18 protein-coding genes are annotated in these 19666 nt (G+C 57.1%); 4 read left to right on the top strand and 14 right to left on the bottom strand.

Annotated features, from left to right (window positions below):
• Positions 1–31 precede the first annotated feature (31 nt).
• From murB to AC13CN_RS09245, 7 genes are read right to left on the bottom strand one after another with little or no spacing between them, the layout of a single operon-like run.
• Positions 32–1015 (bottom strand): UDP-N-acetylmuramate dehydrogenase, encoded by a 984-nt coding sequence (gene murB, locus AC13CN_RS09275; RefSeq protein ID WP_228219230.1) that lies wholly within the window; start codon positions 1013–1015, stop codon positions 32–34.
• Positions 1016–1040: 25 nt separating this feature from the next.
• Positions 1041–1508 carry a low molecular weight protein-tyrosine-phosphatase gene (locus tag AC13CN_RS09270; RefSeq protein ID WP_044629209.1) on the bottom strand — a complete coding sequence of 156 codons (468 nt, stop codon included), beginning with the start codon at positions 1506–1508 and terminating at the stop codon, positions 1041–1043.
• Complete coding sequence (kdsB, locus tag AC13CN_RS09265) at positions 1505–2296, bottom strand: 3-deoxy-manno-octulosonate cytidylyltransferase (RefSeq protein WP_044629208.1); 792 nt, start codon at positions 2294–2296, stop codon at positions 1505–1507. Before kdsB ends, AC13CN_RS09270 begins: the two co-directional genes overlap by 4 nt.
• The gene (locus AC13CN_RS09260; RefSeq protein ID WP_044629207.1) at positions 2296–2505 is read right to left on the bottom strand and encodes a Trm112 family protein; all 210 of its coding nucleotides are present in this window, start codon (positions 2503–2505) and stop codon (positions 2296–2298) included. The genes kdsB and AC13CN_RS09260 overlap by 1 nt, the downstream gene beginning before the upstream one ends.
• Complete coding sequence (gene lpxK / locus AC13CN_RS09255; protein WP_253557285.1) at positions 2498–3514, bottom strand: tetraacyldisaccharide 4'-kinase; 1017 nt, start codon at positions 3512–3514, stop codon at positions 2498–2500. The genes AC13CN_RS09260 and lpxK overlap by 8 nt, the downstream gene beginning before the upstream one ends.
• Positions 3511–5247: a lipid A export permease/ATP-binding protein MsbA gene (gene msbA / locus AC13CN_RS09250; RefSeq protein ID WP_089674964.1), complete on the bottom strand. Its 1737-nt coding sequence runs from the start codon at positions 5245–5247 to the stop codon at positions 3511–3513. Before msbA ends, lpxK begins: the two co-directional genes overlap by 4 nt.
• 56 nt (positions 5248–5303) lie before the next feature.
• Entirely contained in the window at positions 5304–7574 is a 2271-nt protein-coding gene (locus tag AC13CN_RS09245; protein WP_253557287.1) for a DNA internalization-related competence protein ComEC/Rec2, read from the bottom strand.
• 97 nt (positions 7575–7671) lie between these two features.
• Here AC13CN_RS09245 and AC13CN_RS09240 point away from each other — a divergent pair, with 97 nt between their 5' ends.
• Positions 7672–8223, top strand: a complete 552-nt coding sequence (locus AC13CN_RS09240; protein WP_058577888.1) for a DUF2062 domain-containing protein — start codon at positions 7672–7674, stop codon at positions 8221–8223.
• Positions 8224–8235: 12 nt separating this feature from the next.
• Here the strand turns inward: AC13CN_RS09240 and AC13CN_RS09235 are convergent, their stop codons facing one another.
• Both AC13CN_RS09235 and AC13CN_RS09230 read right to left on the bottom strand, forming a co-directional pair.
• Positions 8236–8934, bottom strand: coding sequence for an ABC transporter ATP-binding protein (locus tag AC13CN_RS09235; RefSeq protein ID WP_044629202.1), 699 nt, complete (start codon positions 8932–8934; stop codon positions 8236–8238).
• A 10-nt stretch (positions 8935–8944) separates the two neighbouring features.
• Positions 8945–10186, bottom strand: coding sequence for a lipoprotein-releasing ABC transporter permease subunit (locus tag AC13CN_RS09230; protein WP_062360052.1), 1242 nt, complete (start codon positions 10184–10186; stop codon positions 8945–8947).
• A gap of 204 nt (positions 10187–10390) precedes the next feature.
• Here AC13CN_RS09230 and AC13CN_RS09225 point away from each other — a divergent pair, with 204 nt between their 5' ends.
• Positions 10391–11455 carry an agmatine deiminase family protein gene (locus AC13CN_RS09225; protein ID WP_153016727.1) on the top strand — a complete coding sequence of 355 codons (1065 nt, stop codon included), beginning with the start codon at positions 10391–10393 and terminating at the stop codon, positions 11453–11455.
• Between the two features lie 10 nt (positions 11456–11465).
• A complete protein-coding gene (locus tag AC13CN_RS09220) occupies positions 11466–12368 on the top strand; it encodes a carbon-nitrogen hydrolase (RefSeq protein ID WP_044629199.1) in 903 nt (300 codons plus the stop codon).
• A 111-nt stretch (positions 12369–12479) separates the two neighbouring features.
• On the opposite strand, the gene AC13CN_RS09215 is transcribed toward AC13CN_RS09220, so the two are convergent.
• From AC13CN_RS09215 to AC13CN_RS09200, 4 genes are all read right to left on the bottom strand, one after another.
• Positions 12480–13436 (bottom strand): Nudix family hydrolase, encoded by a 957-nt coding sequence (locus AC13CN_RS09215; protein WP_174524459.1) that lies wholly within the window; start codon positions 13434–13436, stop codon positions 12480–12482.
• A gap of 77 nt (positions 13437–13513) precedes the next feature.
• A complete protein-coding gene (argJ, locus tag AC13CN_RS09210; RefSeq protein ID WP_062360046.1) occupies positions 13514–14743 on the bottom strand; it encodes a bifunctional glutamate N-acetyltransferase/amino-acid acetyltransferase ArgJ in 1230 nt (409 codons plus the stop codon).
• 36 nt (positions 14744–14779) lie between these two features.
• On the bottom strand, positions 14780–17503 hold the full coding sequence (gene secA, locus AC13CN_RS09205) for a preprotein translocase subunit SecA (RefSeq protein ID WP_058577885.1): 2724 nt from the start codon (positions 17501–17503) through the stop codon (positions 14780–14782).
• Between the two features lie 67 nt (positions 17504–17570).
• Positions 17571–17762 carry a hypothetical protein gene (locus AC13CN_RS09200; protein ID WP_232068247.1) on the bottom strand — a complete coding sequence of 64 codons (192 nt, stop codon included), beginning with the start codon at positions 17760–17762 and terminating at the stop codon, positions 17571–17573.
• A 288-nt stretch (positions 17763–18050) separates the two neighbouring features.
• Between AC13CN_RS09200 and AC13CN_RS09195 the strand changes: the two genes are divergently transcribed.
• A complete protein-coding gene (locus AC13CN_RS09195) occupies positions 18051–18521 on the top strand; it encodes a DUF721 domain-containing protein (RefSeq protein WP_062360045.1) in 471 nt (156 codons plus the stop codon).
• A gap of 109 nt (positions 18522–18630) precedes the next feature.
• On the opposite strand, the gene lpxC is transcribed toward AC13CN_RS09195, so the two are convergent.
• The gene (gene lpxC, locus AC13CN_RS09190) at positions 18631–19542 is read right to left on the bottom strand and encodes a UDP-3-O-acyl-N-acetylglucosamine deacetylase (RefSeq protein ID WP_054641053.1); all 912 of its coding nucleotides are present in this window, start codon (positions 19540–19542) and stop codon (positions 18631–18633) included.
• Positions 19543–19666 lie beyond the last annotated feature (124 nt).

Raw genomic sequence — 19666 nt, 5'->3', positions numbered from 1 at the left:
GTTTTTTATGGGTGGTAAAGATAAGCAGACGTTAGATCACCCGCGGTTCTAGCTCTAGCAATACACCAAACCGATCAAACACGGTCTGAGCAATAGTGTCTGCAAAACTCAGCAGTCCTGGGCGATCTCCTCCCCCAAAGTGCACCAGCACTAACGCTTGGCGCTCATGGACGCCAAATGCTCCCAGGCGCTGCCCCTTTAAGCCGCACTGGTCAATCAGCCAGCCTGCTGCCAGCTTAGTTTGGTTATTGGGCTGAGGAAAATACGGCATGTCTGGATACTCCTTCAACAGCCGATGCGTATGCTCATTGCTCACTAGCGGATTCTTGAAGAAACTGCCCGCATTCGCTAGCACAGCTGGGTCAGGCAATTTTTCCTGGCGAATCGCACAGACCGCTTGAGCCACGGACAAAGGGGTCGGTGACTCCGACACGCGAGCCGCCAAATCGCCATAACCCAGCACGGGCCTCGGCGTGGCGGACAGCCGCAGCGCAAGTTGGGTGATCACTACCTTACCCGCTAGTGCTCGCTTGAAAATACTGTCGCGATAGCCAAACTGGCACGCATCAGCGTTCAACCAGTACATCTCGCCAGTGGCCAACTCGGCAACCTGGACTGCTTTCAACACATCGCTGAGCTCGACACCATAAGCGCCAATATTTTGTACCGGTGCAGCGCCGCAATCGCCAGGGATCAACGCTAAATTTTCAACCCCCCACAAGCCATGCGTCGCCAATGCCATTACCAAGGCATGCCAGCTCACACCGGCACCCACATAGGCGGTGACGTCATCACCACTGCGCTCCAGCCACCAATGGCGAAGTGCCGGGCGAAGCGCCATACCGTGAAGCGTTGGTGGCAGCAGCACATTACTGCCACCGCCTAGCAGGGTAATTGGCCACTGATGAATACGCGCGCTATACAAGGCAGCCTGCAGGCTAGAGAGCGTTGTCGGTGCAATGTAGCGCGCCGCTTGGCAAGGTAGGCGAAGCGTATTGGCTGTAGTGAGGTCCACCCAGACGGATGCCCCATCCAAGCTATCAGCGCCCACAGGTCAGCTCTGCAATCAGTCCGGTACTGGCTTGCTCAATCATATCCAATACCTGCTCAAAGCCCGCTTCTCCGCCGTAATAAGGATCAGGAACATCGGTATTCGCGAGTCCTGCATACTCCAACAACAGCCCTACCTTAGCCTGGCTGTCGGCCGGTTTTAGCGCCTGCATCGCCGCCAGGTTATCGCTGTCCATGCCCAGCACGTAGTCGAATTCCAGGAAGTCACTCGCTTTTAACTGACGGGCGCGCAGATGGCTAATATCGATACCACGACGCAGCGCAGCTGCCTGGGCACGGGGATCGGGCGCTTTGCCAACATGCCAACTGCCAACACCGCAGGAGTCGATTTCCACGCGTTTGCTTAACCCTGCACGGTCGAGCGCCTGCTGAAAAACGCCCTCCGCGGTTGGTGAACGGCAAATATTGCCCAGGCAAACAAAGAGAACACGCGTCATGAAATGCCTCCTTCACGCTCGGCAGACAACAGCGACCTTACCCGCGCCAAATCCTCTTCCGTATCGACTCCGGCGGGGTTTATCGCGCTCGCCAGCGCCACTTGAATAGCGTAGCCATGCTGTAGTGCCCGAAGCTGCTCCAACTGCTCCAACTGCTCCAGGCTGGAGGGCGCTAGATCCCGATAGGCGGCTAAGAAACTCGCTCGGTAGGCGTAGATCCCAATATGGCGCAGCCAAGCATCGGTTTCTAGTAGGCTTGGCTGCGCTTTAAAGTGCTCGCGGTCCCAGGGAATCGGCGCTCGCGAGAAGTAGAGCGCCCGCCCCTGTAGCGACCGCACGACCTTCACCACGTTAGGGTTAAACAGCGTATCAACATCCGCAATCGGCTCGGCTAGGGTGGCAATCGCCGCCTCGGGGTCATCCGCCAGGCGCAGTGCGACCTGATCAATAAGTGCCGGAGGAATCAGCGGCTCATCCCCCTGCACATTCACGACCAGCGTGTCATCACTTAGGCCTAGATGGTCGGAGACCTCGGCGAGCCGGTCAGTGCCCGAGGGGTGGTCATCGCGAGTCATCACTACGTCAGCCCCATAGGGCAGCATGGCATCGCGAATCCGCGTATCGTCTGTCGCCACCACTACGCGGTTGGCCTGGCTTTGACAGGCTCGCCGCCACACATGGGCCACCATGGGCTCACCGGCGATCTCTAATAGCGGTTTGCCCGGCAAGCGAGAGGAGCCAAAACGAGCGGGTACAACGGCAATAAATTGCGGCGTAACATCAGACATCACGCCTCTCCGGTGCGGCCAGGCGAGGTAGGTAACTTTTCATCAGCATCCATTTGCCGTGCCTCTTCAGGCAGCATGACAGGAATGCCATCCTGTATGGGATAGGCTAAACCGTCGTAGTGGCAGCAAAGCTCTTGGGCGTCACGATCATACTTCAGTTTGCCGTTGCAGAGCGGGCAAACCAGCATTGCCAATAGTTCCTTATCCATCGGTGCATCCCCTTTGTGTCAGTACGGACAGCTTGTTTGCCAGCCAGTCCTCAAATGCTTGTGGAAGCTGTGCCTCCACCTCTAATACCCAGCTATCAGACGGTGCAAACGCCTGACACTTTACGGCGTCTTTCGCCGTCATAATGATTGGTCGTGGCGGCATAAATTGAAACGTGTGTTCATCAAATGGCTGGTGATCTGCCAGGGGATGCATCTCCCCTTCCACGCCTAACTCCCGCAGCGTATTGAAAAAACGCTGAGGGTTGCCAATACCTGCCAGCCCATGCACCGGCAGCGCAAATGGCAGCGGCTGCAACGGATAGTGCTGCCCAGTAGGCAGCTGGCGCCAGCGCTGAGGTACCAGCTGCATAGCCACACTAGATATTTCCAGCGGGCGTTGTAGCGCTCCGTTGACAATCACAGCGTCCACACTTGCAAGTCGCCCGGGCGCTTCTCTTAAAGGCCCAGCGGGCAGGCAGCGCTGATTGCCTAGCCCGCGAGCACCATCGATAACCACCAGCTCAATATCGCGCCCTAAGGCCAAGTGCTGCAAGCCGTCATCGCTAATCAGTACATCGCAGCCCTGTTGCACCAACCTTTCAGCACCCCGCGCTCGCTGCGGGTCCGCCACCACCGGCACTCCGGTTTGCTGTGCCAGCATCAGTGGTTCATCACCGCTATGCGCTGGGTCTGTAGAAGGCGTTACTAACAGAGGATAGTGCGGCGCTTTACCGCCATAGCCGCGGGTGACGATACCGGGTGAAAATCCCTGCTGTACCAGCCAACGGCTAAGCCAGGCCACAAGCGGTGACTTACCCGTACCGCCTAACGTAATATTGCCCACCACGATCACCGGCACCGGTGCTTGCCAAACTGGTTTATTTCCCTCGCGGTAGCACTGTGCTCGCCGCTCCATAAGATAACGGTATAAACTACCCAACGGATAGAGCGGTACTAACCAGTTACTGCCGCCATAGGCAGCCTTTATCCAGCGCTGAGCAAGACTCATTCACTCTCCTGAAACTGAAGCTGGTGCAGCGCGGCGTAGGCCCCACCTTTTTCAAGCAGCGCCTGATGGGTACCCTGCTCAATAATCCGCCCTTGATCCATCACTAGAATGCGGTCGGCACGCTCAATGGTGGAGAGTCGGTGAGCAATGACCAGGGTGGTGCGCCCTTCACACACGTGCTCCAACGCTTTTTGGATATAGCGCTCTGACTCGGTATCCAGTGCGGAGGTCGCTTCATCCAGAATCAGAATGGGCGCATCTTTAAAAATGGCCCGGGCGATGGCGAGCCGCTGGCGCTGCCCACCCGAGAGCATCACCCCATTCTCGCCGACGACCGTGGCGTAACTTTCTGGCAGCTTTTCAATAAACTCGCTGGCGTAGGCTGCCTCGGCAGCCGCCTTAATGGCGGCCGGGTCTGGGTCAGCCACGCCGTAAGCAATATTGTCAGCAATGGAGGCGTTAAACAGGGTGACCTGCTGGGACACCAGGGCAATATTCTGGCGCAGCGGCCCTAAGGCGTACTCATCGGCATTCACGCCATCAATCAAAATCTGCCCTTCACTGGGGCGATAGAAACGCGGCAGCAGGCTGACGAGCGTTGATTTACCGCTGCCCGAGCGGCCCACAATAGCCACCAGCTCGCCGGGAGCAACGTTAAGATTCACGTTGTGCAGTACGCTGGGCTGGTCGTCACCATAGCGGAAGCTGACGTTCTCAATCACCACATTGCCCGTTAGCTTGCTGGGAATGAGAGAGCCTTCATCCTGTTCAGGGGTGAGGTCTAACAGGCCAAACAGCTCAGAGGCCGCTGCGATGCCCTTCTGAATCTCGCTGTTAATCTCGGTGAGCTGGCGCACCGGCTTAATCATCAGGGCAGCGGCGGTGATAAAGGCGACAAACTCCCCCGGCGTCATGTTTTCCATCAGCGAGGGCGCCATGGCCAGCCACACTAGCAGCGCCATAGAGATCGCCACCAGCATCAGCACGACAGGCGAACTGACCGCTCGGGTCATGGCCTCTTTCATACTCTGGCGACGATTCTCTTCACTCACGCGCTCAAAACGCTGTTTCTCGTACGCTTCTGCGCCGTGGGTACGTACCACGCGATAGCCCGAAAGCGCCTCAGAAGCCACATGAGTCACATCGCCCATGGAGTGTTGAATACGCTTGGAGATACGCCGAAAGCGCTTGCTCACATAGCTCACCACACCGGCAATAATCGGAGTAACACCCAAAAACAGCAGCGTTAGCATCCAGTTGGTCCAGAATAGATAGCCTACCAGCCCCACGACAAACAACCCCTCACGCAGGATGATCGTCACCGCATTGGTCGCTGCACCCGCTACCTGCTCAACGTGGTAAGTGACCCTTGATACCAAGTGGCCGCTGGAGTGCTGATCGAAAAAACGACCCGGCAGGTGAAGCAAGTGGGCAAACACATCGCAGCGCAGCGTATGAATCACATAGCGCCCCACGTAGGCCATAAAGTAGGTGCTCAGAAAAGTGCCCAGCCCGCGAGAGGCAAACATGAGCACTACAAACAGCGGCAGGAAAAACCGAAAATCGGCGTCTGGGTTTTGAATCCCATCAATCAGCCGCTTCATCATTTCCGCCAGCGCGGTACTTGAAGCTGCGTAAATCACAAAACCCACCACCGCCAGCGCAAACGCACGCCAGTGTGGCTTAACGTAACCCAATAACCGTTTATATAGCATCCAACCTGAATCAGTCACACGCGCTCCCAGCAGTAGTGTGCAGTGTGGGCGATTCTACCTGATGGTGGCGCGCTTCAACACCGCTTATGGCCACCTGCCAAGGCCCGCAGCGGCTGAAAGGTGACTGGCTGCTGCGGTATCAGCGTAAATTTAAGCGCGCCGTCCTGGGCGGTGCTCCATAGGCAGCTATGCTGCTGCCGAAAGCGCCGCACAACGTCGTCGGCTGGGTGGCGGAACGCATTGTCTCGCCCAGCGCTGAAAACCACGTGATGTGGCTGCGTCTCGCGCACAAACTGAACACCCGAGCTGGTGCCGCTGCCGTGGTGGCCCGCCACCAATACACTCACGTTGCCATTCAGCTGCGGTAGAAGCTGTCGCTCCACTTGGCGCCCTACGTCACCGGTGATCAGCAGGCTATGCTCACCCGCATACACTGCTAACACACAAGAGCGATCATTAGAGGATAGAGTGTTCTCACCGCTCGGTGGCCAGAGTATTCGATACGTAATACCGTCACGCTGCCAGCGTTGCCCCTGCTCGCAGCGCTGGCTTGGGATAGATAGCGACTCCCCTGCTGGCGCCCACCACTGCGCTACTTGGTGATCCGCTAGTAGCGCATCTACGCCTCCGGCGTGGTCAGTATCCGCGTGACTGACCATTACTTGGTCAAAATCTTGACCTGGGGGCCATAGGCTTTGCAGGGGCATAAAGCCACTGCGAAAACGTGGCCCCGTATCATAGAGCAGCCGAAAATTGGCACTGCGCAGCTCTATTAACTGCCCTTGGCCCACATCGTAAACCGTCACGTGAAGCTGCCCCGGCGGAATCGCCTGCTCTCTCGGCCACCAGGGAATTGTCACCAAGAGTACCGCCGCACCCACGCGTAACCAACGCGGCACGGCGGGCAAGCCCCAGCACAGCGACAGCAGCACCAAGCTCCCCGCCAATGGATAGGCCAAATGCGCGGGAGGCTGCCAGAGCGGTGCGGCTTCCACAGCGACAACCAACAGCTGATGAAATACCGCTAAGGCTTGCTCAAACACCCACCAGGGCACTAGACCAACAAACGGAAGGGGTGACAGCAGCCAGCCGAGTAGCGCGGTAGGCACCATGACCGAGCTGACCCATGGCACCGCCACTAAGTTGATCAAAGGGGCCGTAGGGGCTACACGCCCAAAGGCAAACAACACCGCTGCGGCCATTAAAGGGGCCAATAACAGTTGAGAACGCAGCAGTGCCCAGCACCAGCCTTTTACACCGCGCGGCCTGGACCGACCCTGCCAGATAATAATCAGCCACCCTACCGCCATAAACGAGAGCCACAACCCAGGCCGCCAAAGTGCTAGCGGGTCAACTATCAGCACCAGTGCCAGTGCAAGCCACCAAGCTTGCCAGGGCCCCGGTGCATGGCGGCCACTTAGAACCCACAACCCCAGCAACGTCATAATCATCGCGCGCATTGCCGGTGGCGCCAACCCGGCCAACACGGCGTAGCCAACGGCGGCCGCGCCAGCAAGCCACCAGGGCCAAGTGCGCAGCCGCCAGTTGGTAGGCGAAACGACACGCGCAGCATAACGCCCTAGCAGCAGCACGAATGACGCCACCAGCCCCACATGCAGGCCCGAGATCACCACGAGGTGCGTGGTACCCGTAGCGTTTAACAGCGCCCAGTCATCTTGGTTAAGCTGTTCGCTATCGCCAAGCGTCAATGCGGCCAGCCAGCGTTGGGTACGTGCCTCTAAAGGCAGCTGTGCTAGAAAGTCGGATGCCAATTGGCGCAGCCGAGGAGAAGCGTGCGTAAGCCGCTGCGGCGCAGGATCGGGGCGAATATATCCAGTAGCGTGGATGCCTTCACGCCATAACCACTGCTCATAATCAAAAGTATTGGGGTTGATAAAGCCATAGGGCGGCCGTAAGCGCAGCGTCATTTGCCAGCGCTCGCCAACCACATACTCATGCTCATGGTCGTAAGCGCTCACCCGAACGCTGTTTAATTGATCACAACGGGGAAGATGGGCAGGGGCTGTGCAGCGCTCGATACTCAATCGCAACCGCTGAACCCCTGACTGCTGCTGTACAGCGGTCACTTTGGCATGCACCGCTATATCCTGCCCGCTCAGCCCAACGGGCAGCCGACGCACCCACTCCTGCTGAATACTAAAGGCAACGGACCCGCCTAAGAGCAACCATACTAGGGCCCGTGGCCGCCATACGCCAACGCTTAGCCCCGCCATCATGAGGACCAGTGGCAGCAGCCATGTACCGCCCTGCCCACCGGCCCACCAAGCCAACAGGCTACCGCCAAGCGCTGCTAATGCCGCGGGCATTGCAATGCCCTGCCCCATCCGCCCCTCCCTGGTGCTCAACCATTACTGCGCACGCCGTAGCCGAAGCCCTACGCTATATGGATAATAGAAACGATCTAAAGTAAGAGTACCTGACATGCCGCGCCGTTTCCTGCAGCGCTACATGCCAAAACCCGATACGCTAAGGCGCCAGCGTTCGTTGCGCTTTATGGCACCGCTGATTGCGGATCCGGGCTTATGGCTACTAACTCGACGCAGCGTTGCGAACGCGTTTAGCGTCGGGCTGTTTTGCGCGATGCTACCCATCCCCTTTCAGATGGTGGTGGCGGCGCTCGGTGCGCGTCTCAGCCGTTGCAACTTGGCGCTCTCGGTGGGGCTTGTGTGGGTCACCAACCCACTTACCATGCCGCTGATTTTTTATGTGAATTATCGAATAGGCACTTTTTTGCTTGGGGCGCCCGCGCGGGAGGCCCCTTCCCGCATCTCAACCCGCTGGATAGCTGAGCAGATGCACGACATCTTGCCACCGCTGCTACTGGGCTCTCTGATTACTGCGATTGTGCTTGCGGTCGTCGCTAACATTGGCATTCGCCTTATCTGGCGCTGGCACGTCTCCCATAACTGGAAGCGCCGCCGCCTTAAAAGACGGCGGCGCAGGGCTCGCATCGAATCAGAGTTTGACGACTAAACTAGCGCATCGCTATGCCTGAGCGACCAAGCGCCCCCCATCCAGCTTCATGACACGGTCTTGATGGGCAGCCAAGCCCACATCGTGAGTCACAATCACAAATGCACAGGCGCTCTCTTTGGCCAGCTCATCCATCAGCGCCAGAATAGACGCTGCGGTAGTTTGATCCAGGTTTCCGGTCGGCTCATCCATTAATACGAGGCTGGGGTCGGTCACTAGCGCCCGGGCAATCGCCACTCGCTGGCGCTCACCGCCCGATAGCTCACCCGGCTTATGGTCGGCACGCGCTTTCATCCCCACCCGCTCTAGGATCTGCATAGCGCGCTGTTCAGCCACTTTTTTAGACTGGCCGCGAATAATCAGCGGCAGCGCAGCATTCTCCACCGCCGTAAATTCCGCCAGCAAATGGTGGAACTGATAAACAAAACCAATATATTGATTGCGGAAGCGGCCCAGCGCGGCTTCATTCAGGCCCGAAAGTGCCTCACCGCCAATCACGACGCTGCCATTGCTCGGGCGGTCTAGGCCGCCCAACAGGTTTAACAGCGTGGTCTTGCCTGAACCCGAACTTCCTACAATCGCAACGCGTTCACCGGCACGGACGGTCAGTTCAAGCTGATCCAGTACGGTGAGATCCTGAGGGCCTTCGCTGTAAATGCGGGTGAGCCCACGGCACTCCAGCATGACGGCGTTAGAGGGTGTTGACGTCATCGGGGCATCCTTATTCATAGCGCAGTACATCAGCAGGCTGAACGCGAGCAGCTCGCCAGGCGGGATAGAGCGTGGAGAGGAACGTCAGGCCAAACGCGGCCAGCACGATGTCACGCACATCGCTCCATTCCAGACGCGACGGCAGGTCGCTGATGAAGTAAACCCCCGCATCCAGGAATTGAATACCAAACGCCGTTTCAAACCAGCCAATCAAATCGGAAATGGTGAGCGCCAGCAGAATGCCCACGGTAACCCCTACCGCAATGCCGATCAGGCCAATCGCTAGTCCCTGCACAATGAAAATACCCATAATGGAGCCTGGCGTGGCACCAATGGTGCGTAAAATGGCAATGTCCGCACGCTTATCCGTCACCACCATCACTAGCGTCGACACAATATTGAACGCGGCAACGGCAATAATCACGGTCAACAGCAGCGCGATCATGCGTTTTTCCATCTGAATAGCTTGGAAGAGATTGCCATGGGTGAACGTCCAGTCGGAGCCGCTGTAGCCTGGGCCCAACTCGTTCACAATGGCCTGAGTTTCGCTACCGGCGATAAACAGGTCGTCTAGCTCTAGGCGCAAACCACCAACCGCATCGCCCATACGTGCCAGCGTTTGCATATCTTCAATATTGGCGTAGGCCAAATTGGCGTCTAGATCGGCACCTACGCTGAAAATACCGCTGACGGTAAACCGCTTCAGTCGGGGGAAAACGCCTGCCGGAGTAATCGATGCCTCGGGCACCAGCAGCGTCACGCGGTCACCCACGCCAACGCCTAGCCTGCGGGCGAGCATCGAACCCAGCACAACATTCCACTCACCGGGCACAAGGTCGGCCAACTCACCCTGGCGCATGTGCTCGCCAATAATAGAGACCTGGTCTTCCCAATCCGGATGAATGCCGTTGACCATCGCGCCTTGGTTGCGGCCGCCAGCGGAGAACATACCCTGCTGCTCAACGTAAGGGGCCACACCAATCACTCGATCGCGCTGTACTAATTGCTCTGCCAACGCCTCCCACTCTACCAGTCCTTCCTGGGACTCAATTTTGGTGTGGGGCACCATGCCTAAAATGCGCGTGCGCAGCTCGTGATCAAATCCGTTCATAACCGACAGTACAAGAATCAGTACCGCCACCCCTAGCATCAGCCCCAGCATCGACGTTAAGGAGATAAACGAAATAAAGTGGTTCCGGCGTTTAGCGCGCACATAGCGCAGCCCCACCAGAAAAGGCAAACGATCAAGCATGGCTACATTCCTTAATAATGGGCGTCCATGGTACGGTTTTTTTAACATGGCTGCATGTGCAAACGCAGCCTTAGAGTCGCCCTCTCCAAGGCCGTTCCCTTTATAACGGTATCGCTTGCAAGTTGAGGAGCAACCCCCTAAATTGCGCCCGACCCTCTTGCCCGCCGGGCAAGCTTATTCTGACTAGTGAGAGCACCTTTTACGTTGGCTACCAAGACTCACCGCTTATTGCCCGAATGGCACCCTCAAGATGGCCTACAGCTCACCTGGCCCCGTCCAGACGGAGACTGGGCTTATATGCTGTCGCGTATCGAAGCAACGCTTGAGCGCATTGTGCTTGCCACGGCGCGCTATCAGCGCGTGATCATCAGCGTGCCAGACGAGGCGACCCATCAGCGCCTGACCGCCACGTTCGATGCCTACGGCATCCCCAAACATCAGCTGCTGCTGATTGTCGCACCCACCGACGATACCTGGGCGCGAGATCATGGGCCGATCACGGTATTGGACGAAGATAACCAGCCGCTGCTGCTGGATTACACCTTTACCGGCTGGGGCGGTAAATTCCCTGCTGAGCGGGACAATCAGCTAACCCAGTGGCTAGCCGATGCGGGCGTATGGGCCTGCCCAGTCTCTTCTCGGGAGATGGTGTTAGAAGGCGGGGCTATCGAGACTGACGGCGAAGGCACGCTGCTCACCACGGAAGCGTGCCTGCTCAACCCAAACCGCAATCCGTCGCTCTCTCGAGAAGACGTTGAAGCGCTTTTGGCAGATGACTTTGGCGTAGACCGCGTGCTGTGGCTAGCCAATGGACATTTAGAAGGCGACGACACGGACAGCCATGTGGATACGTTGGCACGCTTTTGTAACCCCTCGACCATTGCCTATGTGCGTTGTGACGACCCCACTGACCCGCACTACACGGCCCTGCAGGCAATGGAGCAGGAGTTAAAAGCCTTCCGTCAGCGTAACGGAGAGCCCTACCAGCTTATTCCGCTACCCTGGCCCCAGGCCTGTTTTGACCCGGAAGATGGGCATCGCCTACCGGCCACCTATGCGAACTTTTTGATTATCAACGATGCGGTGCTGGTGCCTACCTATGGCGACCCAGCGGATGTTACCGCACTGCAGGCGCTGGCCGTCGCTTTTCCAGAACATACGCTGATCCCCATTGAGTGCATCAGCGTGATTCGTCAGCACGGCAGCCTGCACTGTTTAACCATGCAGCTACCCAAAGGTACGCTTGTGCCTGCGACCACTCACTCTTAAGGAGGGCAGCATGTCCCAGACACTTAACGTGGCGGTGATTCAACAAGCCGCATGGCCCGATAAAGCGCTCAGCCTGGCCGAAAGCGAGGCGGGCATTCGCAGAGCAGCCAGCCAAGGGGCACAGCTCGTACTATTACAAGAGCTGCACGCCACCCACTACTTCTGTCAATATGAAGACCCGGCACTGTTTGATCTCGCCGAACCGCTGGATGGCCCGACGGGACAGCGATTGGCGGCACTGGCAAAAGAGCTGGATATCGTGCTGGTGGGCTCGCTGTTTGAAAAGCGCGCGGCGGGGCTCTACCACAACACCGCCGTGGTGTACGACCGCGCCAAAGGGCGGGTTGGCCAGTACCGCAAGATGCATATTCCAGATGACCCAGGGTTCTATGAGAAGTTTTACTTCACCCCTGGCGACGCCGACGACGCACGCAAAGAGGGCTTTACGCCGATTGACACCTCAGTGGGTCGGTTAGGCATTCTTGTGTGCTGGGACCAGTGGTACCCGGAAGCCGCCCGCTTAATGGCGCTGGCGGGTGCTGAGCTACTGCTCTACCCCACCGCTATTGGCTGGGATCCTAATGACGACGACGCGGAAAAAACCCGCCAGAAAGATGCCTGGACGCTGATTCAGCGCGCCCACGGCGTCGCGAATGGCCTGCCCGTCTTGGTGGCAAACCGCGTAGGCTTTGAGGCCGACCACTCCGGCGTGGGTGATGGTATCGCGTTTTGGGGCGGTAGCTTTATTTGCGGCCCACAAGGTGAGCTACTAGCCCATGCCGGTGAAGAGACTGAGCAGTTGGTCGTGAGCCTGGATATGGCGCGTAGCGAAAACACCCGCCGTATTTGGCCCTACCTGCGCGATCGCCGTGTCGACGCTTATGGCGACCTAACCCGCCGCTACCGCGATTAAGCTTATTCGAGCATCTGAAAATCAAAAACGCCTGCTCTGTTACCAGAGCAGGCGTTTTGCTATCAGCGCTTTTCTATAAGTACCAAGCCGACATCGCTTATATCCAGAAATTTATTTCCAGAAGTCGCGAATCGACGCAATACCCTGAGCACCCACCGCGCGAGCGTGGTTGGCGTCAAAGCGGGTCATACCGCCCAGCGCGAATACCGGCATACCGGCACGTTCCACCAGCTGTTGGAAGTCGTGCCAGCCCATCGGAGCCACTTCCGGGTGTGATGGCGTGGTGCGCAGCGGAGAAAGCGTGACAAAATCACAGCCCAGCACTGCCGCTTGGGAGAGCTGCTTTTGATCATGCGTGGAGGCGGACAGCCACTTGTTTTCCGCAATCGGGCGTCGGTCCAGCTGCATTAAGCGCGCACTGGTCAGATGAATACCATCCGCATCGACCCGATCCAGCAGCGTTGGCTCACCGTTGAGCAGCAACTTCGCACCGTATTCACGGCAAAGCTTGAGCGCTCGCTCAGCACGGGCAACATAGGCCGCGTCATCTAAGCTTTTGGCACGCAGTTGCACAAGGCGAATACTGTCTTCGCGCAGAGCGCGCTCCAGCAGCGACGCGAAGCGCTCATCGTCAGGCTCTTCACCGGTAATCAAGTACTCGGTGGGTAGCATCACCGCACGCAGAATGGGCAGGTTCGCCGCTGGGAACGGGTAGTTCACCAACTCATTCATCGGCACCCAGCGCACCGCCTGGCCTTCACGACCAAACGGTTCGCCAGCAAACTCATGCACCTGCCACACATCGAGCAGAATGTGCTTATCAGGATACTCATGGTGAACGCGAATGAGCGGTTGGGCACGAACAATCTCAACGCCTAACTCTTCATGCAACTCACGTTTAAGGCCTTCCAGCCCAGTTTCATAAGGGGCTAGCTTGCCACCGGGAAACTCCCAAAGACCGCCGTGATCGACGTTGGAAGGCCGGCGCGCGATCAGCACGTGCTTTTGATCGGCGCTGATCATCGCAGCTGCCGCGACATGAACCCGTCGTTTTACCATTACACTCATTACGTCTTATCCACTTTGTGCGCGCCGCCTTTATATTGCACGGCGCTATCTCGCTGCGTTAGCACGTTGCCGCAGCCTTAGCTGCGGTAATCCGCGTTGATGGACACATAGTCATGGGAGAGATCCGAGGTCCACACGGTAGCGGCCTCGTCACCACGCCCCAAATTAATGCGAATTGTGATCTCTTCCTCGGCCATGACGGCACTGCCAGCCGCTTCGGTATAGCTACCGGCGCGGCCACCGTTCTCCACTAGGCGCACATCGCCTAAGTCAATCACGACCCGGCTAACATCAAACGCCTCAACCGGCGCTCGACCCACCGCCGCCAAAATACGCCCCCAGTTGGCATCCGAGGCGTAGAGCGCGGTTTTTACTAGAGGCGAGTGAGCTACGGTAAACGCCACATCCAGCGCCTCTTGGCGAGTGCTGGCCTCATTCACCTGTAGTGTGACGAATTTGGTCGCCCCTTCGCCATCGCGAATAATCGCCTGGGCGAGTTCGGTCATCACCCGCTGCAGAGCGTTACGGAAAACGGTAATGTGCTCGTCGCTTTCGATACGCGCGCCCGTGCCGGTCGCCGCTAACATGCAGGCATCGTTAGTAGAGGTATCGCTATCCACAGTGATGCAGTTGAACGAGCGATCCACCGTTTCTCGCAGTAGCGTGGCGAGCAAGGGCTGCTCAATCGCCGCATCGGTGACCACAAACCCCAACATGGTGGCCATGTTGGGTTTAATCATGCCCGAGCCTTTGGTAATCCCGTTGATGGTGACCTGATGGTCGCCAATATCAACGGTCACCGTGGCTCCCTTTGCGCGGGTGTCGGTGGTTAGAATACCTTCACCTGCCTGCTGCCATGCTTGGCTTGAGTCGGCCAGCGTATCAAACGCACCCGGCAAGCCTGCCAGCAGGCGTTCCATGGGCAGCGGCTCACCTATCACCCCCGTTGAGAACGGCAGCACCTGAGCCTGCTCAACACCTGCCTGCTCAGCGACAGCAGCACAGCTGGCATAAGCATCTTGCAAGCCAGCCTCACCCGTCCCCGCATTGGCATTACCGGTATTAATTAACCAATAACGAGGCGCAAGGCCGCTACTGGCGCACTGCTCAAGATGCTGCTTGGCAACCACTACCGGAGCAGCACAGAACGCATTGCGGGTGAAAACACCCGCCACAGTGGCAGTCTCAGGTAGCTCAATCACCACCATATCACGGCGATCCGGCTTCTTAATGCCCGCCATTGCAGTGCCCAGGCGCACCCCACTGAGGGGTGGCAATTCCGGAAAGGGAAGGTTTCCCACCGCCATGTTTCTCTCCTCTACGTTCGCTTACGCCATACGTGATTAGCTTAATTTGCCGCAGCACTGCTTATATTTTTTACCCGAACCACACACACAGGGGTCGTTGCGGCCAACTTTCGGGTTTTCCCGGCGCAGCGGACGGCCATCAACCCCGGGCGCTGTCTCGCTAGTACCGGCATCAGGCGCATCGTGGCGGCTGGCGGCTGTCGCTTTTTCACGAGCAAGCTCTTCACGGCGTTTCTGCTCTAGGGCATCCACTTCTTCTGGCTGACGCACCTGAACGTGGCTGAGAATACGCGTGACATCAGCTTTGATATTGGTCAGCAGATGTTGGAACAGCTCGAAGGATTCGCGCTTGTACTCCTGCTTGGGGTTCTTCTGTGCATAACCACGCAGGTGGATACCGCGACGCAAGTGGTCCATGGACTGCAGGTGCTCTTTCCAGCGGGTATCCAGCACTTGGAGCATCACCTGCTTCTCGAAGCGGCGAATCAATGCCGCACCTGCGGACTCGATTTTAGCCTCATAGGCCTCGCGGTGCATGGTTTGCAGACGTTCACGCAGCTTCTCTTCGCTAAAGCGCTCGTCTTCCTCGGCCCACTGCGTCACTGGCGCGTCGAGATTGAACTCGGTTTTCAAGTGGGCTTCCAAGCCGGGCAGGTCCCACTGCTCAGCCAGGCTCTGGGGCGGCACGTACTCGCTAATCGCGTCTTCCATCACCTCTTCACGAATACCCACCACCGCGGCGGAGACATCGTCAGACGCTAGAATTTCGTTACGCTGCTCGTAAATCACGCGGCGCTGGTCGTTGGCCACGTCGTCGTACTCAAGCAGCTGCTTGCGAATATCGAAGTTACGCCCTTCCACTTTCTTCTGAGCGCGCTCTACCGCATTAGAAACCATTTTGTGTTCAATGGCTTCACCACGCTCAAGGCCCAGCGCCTGCATTAAGCGCTTCACTCGATCGGAGCCAAATAAGCGCATCAGGCTATCTTCCAAAGAGAGGAAGAAGCGTGTGGAACCCGGATCGCCCTGGCGGCCTGCACGGCCACGAAGCTGGTTATCGATGCGGCGGGATTCGTGGCGCTCAGAGCCCACCACGTGCAAGCCACCAGCTTCCAGCACCGCGTCGTGGCGCTTTTGCCATTCGGCTTTTAGCGCATCAATTTGTGCTTGGCTAGGGTTTTGCAGCTTCGCGGCTTCGGCTTCCCAGTTACCGCCCAACATAATGTCAGTACCGCGACCCGCCATGTTGGTAGCGATGGTAATCGCACCGGGCCGGCCAGCTTGAGCAATAATTTCTGCCTCACTTTGGTGCTGCTTGGCGTTTAGAACGTTGAATTTAAGCCCTGCCTCACGCATTAGGCGCGCCAGATACTCAGACGTTTCGATAGAGGCGGTACCCACTAGCACTGGGCGGCCCGCTTCGGTCTCTGTTTTCACGTCTTTGATGATGGCTTCGTACTTCTCTTCCGCGCTCAGGTACACAAGGTCGTTGAGATCTTTACGCGCCAGCGGGCGGTTGGTGGGAATGACGATCACATCAAGACCGTAAATCTGACGGAATTCGAAGGCTTCGGTATCCGCCGTGCCCGTCATGCCCGATAGCTTTTCATACAGGCGGAAGTAGTTCTGGAAGGTAGTAGACGCCAGCGTTTGGCTTTCACGCTGAACCGTAACGCCCTCTTTAGCTTCCACGGCCTGGTGCAGACCTTCAGACCAACGGCGCCCCGGCATGGTACGGCCGGTGTGCTCGTCGACAATCACCACCTGCCCTTCGGCAACGATGTAATCAACGTCCGGATGATAGAGATGGAGAGCGCGCAGCGCCGAGTGCATATGCTGTAGCAGGTTGAGGTTTTGCGCTGCGTAGAGCGATTCGCCCTCACCCAGCAGCCCTTCGGCCCGCATGAGCTCTTCGACTTTATTGTGACCCTGTTCGGTCAGCTCCACCTGCTTCTGCTTTTCGTCGAGCACGAAATCGCCGCTCACCGGTGCTTCGTCATCTTCGGAGACTTCACCCTGCTCGAGCTGTTGGGCGAGGCGGTTCACGATGCCGTAGAGGTCGGTGTTCTCGTCTACCGCACCGGAGATAATCAACGGCGTACGTGCTTCATCAATTAGGATGGAGTCGACTTCGTCCACAATCGCGTAGTGCAGGCCGCGTTGGACTTTATCTTCCAGCGAAAACGCCATGTTGTCGCGAAGATAGTCAAAGCCAAACTCGTTGTTGGTGCCGTAGGTAATGTCGCACTGATAAGCATAGCGCTTCTCTTCGCCGGTTTGCCCTGCAAAGATAACGCCTACCGTTAGCCCTAAGAATTCATAAAGCGGGCGCATCCATTCCGCATCACGGCGGGCGAGGTAGTCATTCACCGTTACCACGTGAACGCCTTTACGGGTCAATGCGTTCAAGTAGACTGACAGCGTGGCGACTAGGGTTTTACCTTCACCGGTTTTCATTTCCGCGATACGGCCACGGTGCAGGGTCATACCACCGATCATCTGCACATCAAAGTGGCGCATGCCCATTACTCGCTTACTGGACTCACGAACGACAGCAAAGGCTTCTGGAAGCAGGCTATCCAGCGTCGCCCCATCGTCTAACCGCTGACGCAGCTCAGTGGTTTTCGCTTGAAGTTCCGCATCGCTTAGGCCCGCCAGGGTCTCTTCTAACGCATTAACGCTCTGCACGCTTTTATACATGCGCTTTACTTCACGGTCGTTTTTAGAGCCGACCACTTTACGTAACAAGTTATTAATCATGAAATTTCCAGATCATCGTGAGCGACCCATCCAGGTGCGCCCTTATATAAGGCAAATAGGCGTAATGTTAACCAATGCGTTGTTCGGCGGGCGGGCCACGAGGGGTCACTACATCGCTGGCAGCAACAAGTCGAAGCGTGATCAGCGGTAGTAATAGAGGACGGCTGCAAACGCTGGGCAATCGGCGCGTTTGGCGACTAGCCCAGCGACGAAGCGCACGGCGCTTCTTGGCAATCCAGTGCGATTGAGCCCGTAGCATCGCAGGCATCCAAAAGCAGATGCAGACATGGCGGCCACTGCTTCTCAATGCATCTGAAGGGTGTAAACTAGCGGGCAATAAGCAGCTCACCAACAGGCCAGCCAGCCACCAACGCGCTAAGCCATAGCGTCGTTGACGCCTTGGCGAAGCAGATACTATCTCTGACGTTGATGACATGCTGTGGACTGGCTCCCGAGCGTGTTAGGCTCTTTTCATTGGCGGTCAATCACAGGCGCTGTTTGTATTCGCCAGTACGACGTCACTAGCAACACCCTAGGAATTAAGTTGATGAGTATAAAGGTTAAGCGTTCTCGCGCACAGCCCATTGCCCAACTGCTGACCAAGTCTGGCGGCGTTGGACAGCTAATGCGCCAATCACGCTTAATTGATCAAGCGCAACGCCACCTTCGCGCCCATTTGCCTGAAGAGATGCGCGAGTACATTTTCGTCGGCGGCTTCAGCAACGGACGCCTTACGCTGATCAGCGGACAAGCCAGCTGGTTAACGTGGCTACGCTACGAGCAGTCGCAGCTACTGTCACTGCTTCACCAATTACCGGGCTTTGAAGGCGTGACAGGGTTTACGCTCAAAGTTCGTCCAGTGCGCCCGATCGAGTCACCTAAGCGTTACACGCGCACACTGTCAGATGATGCGGGCAAAACCCTGGCCGAATGCGCCAAAGACACCGACAACCCCGCGTTAAAAAACGCCCTGGAGCGGCTTGCTTCTCACGCGCGCTCTATAGAACCAAAACCTTAGCAACGCGACCCCTTAAACGCATAAAGCACCGCCTTAGCGATGCTTTATAAAGTGGGGGGCCGTTTCGTTATGTCAACTCAACTCCCCCAACATTTTGCCTTATGCCTCATTACGCCATGACAGGAGCGGCATAGGAAATAGGCGCCACTGCTTTCTCTTCTTCAAACGTAACGATTTCATACGAATCGGGCTGCGCCATCAGCTCCCGGCAAAGCTGGTTATTCAGCGCATGGCCGGATTTAACACCTCGGAACTCGCCAATCAGGCTGTAACCAAGCTGATAAAGGTCACCAATGGCGTCTAGCACTTTATGTTTGACGAATTCGTCTTCGTAGCGCAGGCCGCCTTCGTTCACAATACGGTAGTCATCCACCACAATGGCGTTTTCTAAGCTACCGCCCAGCGCCAGATTGTTCGAGCGAAGGTACTCTAAATCGCGCATAAAACCGAAGGTTCGTGCACGAGAGACTTCTTTCACGAACGATGTGGTTGAGAAATCGATCAGCGCCGTTTGCTTCTGCTGTTCAAAGACCGGGTGGTCGAAGTCGATAGCAAATGACACCTTGAAGCCTTGGTGAGGCAAAAAGGTAGCCTCTTTATCACCATCGGTAACGCTAACCCGACGCTTAATGCGGATAAATTTCTTCGCTGCCTCCTGCTCTAAAATGCCCGCTGACTGAATCAGAAACACAAAGGGGCTGGCACTGCCGTCCATAATTGGCACTTCGGGCGCACTGATATCGACGTAGGCGTTATCAATCCCCAAGCCGGCAAAGGCTGACATCAAGTGCTCAACGGTCGCGACTTTGACGCCTTCATGGCAGAGCGCTGTGCATAGCATGGTGTCTTCCACCAATTCGGCACGGGCAGGCACGTGTACCACTGGGTCCAGATCGGTTCTGACAAACACAATGCCGGTGTTGGCCGGCGCCGGGCGCAAAGCCATGTGGACTTTTTTGCCAGAGTGCAGACCCACTCCAGTGGCGCGGATGACGTTTTGTAATGTGCGTTGTCTGATCATGGGTAGTGGTCAAGCTCTGATGACGGCGGCTCGTAGCCTAACGCTACAGAGTCCGCAGGGGGAAAGAAAGTTATCAAACAGTGTTCACTTTAACAGCAAACGAGCGTTTTAACCAATAAAACTC

This window comes from Vreelandella sp. L-25, assembly GCF_056857535.1.
This window is presented reverse-complemented; position numbering and strand designations above follow the sequence as displayed.

Coding starts and splice junctions, on each gene's coding strand:
- AC13CN_RS09270 (WP_044629209.1), bottom strand. CDS start 1,508: ATGACGCGTGTTCTCTTTGTTTGCCTGGGCAATATTTGCCGTTCACCA.
- kdsB (WP_044629208.1), bottom strand. CDS start 2,296: ATGTCTGATGTTACGCCGCAATTTATTGCCGTTGTACCCGCTCGTTTT.
- AC13CN_RS09260 (WP_044629207.1), bottom strand. CDS start 2,505: ATGGATAAGGAACTATTGGCAATGCTGGTTTGCCCGCTCTGCAACGGC.
- lpxK (WP_253557285.1), bottom strand. CDS start 3,514: ATGAGTCTTGCTCAGCGCTGGATAAAGGCTGCCTATGGCGGCAGTAAC.
- AC13CN_RS09245 (WP_253557287.1), bottom strand. CDS start 7,574: ATGGGGCAGGGCATTGCAATGCCCGCGGCATTAGCAGCGCTTGGCGGT.
- AC13CN_RS09240 (WP_058577888.1), top strand. CDS start 7,672: ATGCCGCGCCGTTTCCTGCAGCGCTACATGCCAAAACCCGATACGCTA.
- AC13CN_RS09235 (WP_044629202.1), bottom strand. CDS start 8,934: ATGACGTCAACACCCTCTAACGCCGTCATGCTGGAGTGCCGTGGGCTC.
- AC13CN_RS09230 (WP_062360052.1), bottom strand. CDS start 10,186: ATGCTTGATCGTTTGCCTTTTCTGGTGGGGCTGCGCTATGTGCGCGCT.
- AC13CN_RS09220 (WP_044629199.1), top strand. CDS start 11,466: ATGTCCCAGACACTTAACGTGGCGGTGATTCAACAAGCCGCATGGCCC.
- AC13CN_RS09215 (WP_174524459.1), bottom strand. CDS start 13,436: ATGAGTGTAATGGTAAAACGACGGGTTCATGTCGCGGCAGCTGCGATG.
- argJ (WP_062360046.1), bottom strand. CDS start 14,743: ATGGCGGTGGGAAACCTTCCCTTTCCGGAATTGCCACCCCTCAGTGGG.
- secA (WP_058577885.1), bottom strand. CDS start 17,503: ATGATTAATAACTTGTTACGTAAAGTGGTCGGCTCTAAAAACGACCGT.
- AC13CN_RS09200 (WP_232068247.1), bottom strand. CDS start 17,762: ATGCTACGGGCTCAATCGCACTGGATTGCCAAGAAGCGCCGTGCGCTT.
- AC13CN_RS09195 (WP_062360045.1), top strand. CDS start 18,051: ATGAGTATAAAGGTTAAGCGTTCTCGCGCACAGCCCATTGCCCAACTG.
- lpxC (WP_054641053.1), bottom strand. CDS start 19,542: ATGATCAGACAACGCACATTACAAAACGTCATCCGCGCCACTGGAGTG.